Here is a 1,658-nt window from a genome sequence, read left to right on the forward strand (position 1 = left end):
TCCCAGGCAGCCACCGCAAGGGCCGGGACTGGCGGACAGGATGTCGGCCACCGCTCCCGCTTCCACTGGTTCCTGCGGTATCTCGCCGAATATTTCTGGGAGCTGTGCGTCTCGCCTCTCATGCTGATCTATATGGGAGCCGGCGCCCTGATCATGGGTTTCGTGTCGATGTGGTTCGGTTTCCACTACAACTCCTTCGGCGGCTATCTGAAATCCCTTCTGCACGACGAGACGCTGGTCGGGCTGGGGCTGGTCCAGGGCACCGTGGCGGTTCCGCTGATCAGCAGCATCCTGTTCGTGGCGCGCAACAACGCCATCATCGCCGCCGACATCGGAAACAGGGTCCTGTCGTCGCAGTTCAGCGCCATGCAGAATCTGCGCATCACGGCGCGCGGCTACATCTTTTCAGCCATCCTCATCAACATGGTGGTGGGATCGCTGATGCTGCTGGTCATCTCGCTGGGAATGGCGAGCTGGGCATCGATGCAGACCTGGCACGTCCAGTTCCCGATGCAGAGTTTCGAGCTGTGGCGCAGCCATTTCTTCCGCAAGCTTCTGCCCGACGGCGTGCATCCGGCCTTCAGCATGGTTTGGGTTCTTCTGAAGGTGGCGCTGAGTTCGCTGCTTGCCGGCGGCGCAGCGATTGTTATCGGCTGCGGAAAGAAAGAATCGGTTCTTGAAATAAACGCCGCGATCGCGCGTTCGATCATTGTCGGGGTGACTCTGACCCTTCTGGTCCACGCCATCATTTCAATTCTGACACTCTGATACATCTGCCCTTCGGATATTTCCCGATAGCGCGGGAACTCATTTGGGGTAACATTGCGGCGAATGGACGCCGTGAAACGGGGAAGCGGATCATGATCACGGATGCGGACATCGAGCAGCGGGCTGCGGCGCAGGATGCCAAGGCAGCAGGAGGCCAAACGGACCCCTGGCAATCCGGCGTTCAGGCGAGTCCTCCCTCGCCGCCGCCAGGCCTGCCGCCGTTGAAGGCGCCGGCTTCGGACGTGCGACCCTCGTCCCTGCCGCTGGTCCTGTCCATCGCGGCTCTTGCCGCCACGCTGTCCGCCCCCTACTGGTCGCCGCCGCTCTACCGGCTTTTCCGGCTTCAGCCGGCCGGGCTGGAATGGCAGGCGCGGCAGGAGGTCGAAACCGGCCGTCTGGCCCGTTCCGTGGCCGAGTTGGACCGCAAGGTCAGCGATCTGACGGCGACGCTTGTCAGGACGAGCGAACAGGGCCTGTCGGCCAATGCGGTGCTCGCCAATGCGGATGCCAGAATCCGGATGGTCGCGCTTCTGCAGCTGCGCGCGACCTTGCGCCGGCCCGTTCCCTTCGATGCCGAGCTGAAGGCCGTCCGCGCCCTGGGCGGCAAGATGGAGGAGTTGGATCCGCTGCTGGCTGCGGTGGAGGCTTATGCCGCAAACGGCATTCCGGTGGAAAGCCAGCTCCGGCAGGACTTCGCGGCGGTCACCGAGGCTGCCGGCCGCAGCGATCCCCGGCCGACGCCGATCAAATGGCTGTCCAACGTCACGGGCTGGACGCCGGTCGCGGTCGAACCGAAGCGATCAGGCCGGTGACGATCGCCGAACAGGCCCAGGCACTGCTGGCCGAAGGCAATCTGCCGGCCGCTATAGAGCAGCTGAGCGCCATCGACC

At 63.9% G+C, this 1,658-nt stretch carries 2 protein-coding genes; both read left to right on the forward strand.

Going from position 1 to position 1,658, the window contains the following annotated elements; all coding sequences use genetic code 11:
* On the forward strand, positions 1 to 768 hold a 768-nt coding region (locus tag I71_RS25720), incomplete at its 5' end, for an ABC transporter permease (RefSeq protein WP_042700582.1).
* Between the two features lie 92 nt (positions 769 to 860).
* On the forward strand, positions 861 to 1,580 hold the full coding sequence (locus tag I71_RS25725) for a hypothetical protein (RefSeq protein WP_042700586.1): 720 nt from the start codon (positions 861 to 863) through the stop codon (positions 1,578 to 1,580).
* The last annotated feature ends 78 nt before the right edge of the window (positions 1,581 to 1,658 follow it).

This window comes from Azospirillum sp. B506 (genome assembly GCF_000333595.1).
In the GTDB taxonomy this organism is placed as follows: domain Bacteria; phylum Pseudomonadota; class Alphaproteobacteria; order Azospirillales; family Azospirillaceae; genus Azospirillum.

What these genes read in the sequence shown, in the direction of transcription:
- I71_RS25725 (WP_042700586.1), top strand. Translation starts at nt 861, where the DNA reads ATGATCACGGATGCGGACATCGAGCAGCGGGCTGCGGCGCAGGATGCC.